Below are 786 nucleotides of genomic sequence, written 5' to 3'. Positions count from 1 at the left end.
GTTCTGGAATATCGAAGTGGGCGGTTTAGAGGAGTATTAATCAAAATCAGCAGTCAGCACAGCTTGTGCTGACTGCATTATGTCAGGACGGGTGCTTCGAAAAGATTGCTTCCCACCCCGGCTCAGGATGATCTCACGGTAGGGTACTTGACCTTCATCCGCAGCAAGTGACCAACTCTTCCTGAAGAGCTCCCTTCCTTCACAGACGATCCAACAGCCAATTTCCTATCATAAAAATGAATTGAAGCCATTCCGAAGACACGTTGGATCTACTGAAAATAAGCAGCAGTGAGGCTGAAGAAGATCTGCACGAGAGTATGTGCAGATCTTCTTCAGCCTCACTGCATTTTTATAGAGCACAATAGCAGACTACACCTGTCAGTTTGGTGGTGTCATTGTAAAATCAACATTAAGTATCTAGTTGCATTGGCAAGTGAATAAAAATTTTACAGGGCTAAGATTTTAGCCACACAGGTTGAAATAAAGCTTTTAGAAAAACAGGTTAGGATAACGGAAGCAGTAAGGCAAAATTACCACCTTCTATCCTCCCCGCGATGGCGTAAACATTCGTTTGTTCCAATGTAAATAGGTTTTGCTGATGGAAGGGACCGTCAAGACAAGAAAAGCAACAATAGCCAGGATGATTGCCAGCGTCATAAAGACTGCCCTGTTTGTTAACAGTTGCGTTTGCTGAGCCATGTTTTGGTTTATTGCTTTAATAGCCAGGGCGGAGGCTTGCTCAGCAGTAAACCCTTTAGCTGCATATAACTGCCGATATGTAGCTAT

General features: G+C 43.6%; 1 protein-coding gene. It reads right to left on the bottom strand.

Features of this window, described 5'->3' with window-relative positions:
* Positions 1–540 precede the first annotated feature (540 nt).
* On the bottom strand, positions 541–786 hold a 246-nt coding region (locus LN893_RS20395; protein ID WP_229973257.1), incomplete at its 5' end, for a hypothetical protein.

It is taken from the genome of Pontibacter harenae, assembly GCF_020907245.1.
Classification (GTDB): Bacteria; Bacteroidota; Bacteroidia; order Cytophagales; family Hymenobacteraceae; genus Pontibacter; species Pontibacter harenae.
The sequence above is the reverse complement of the archived record's forward strand: the minus strand, read 5'-3'. Positions and strand labels throughout refer to the sequence as shown.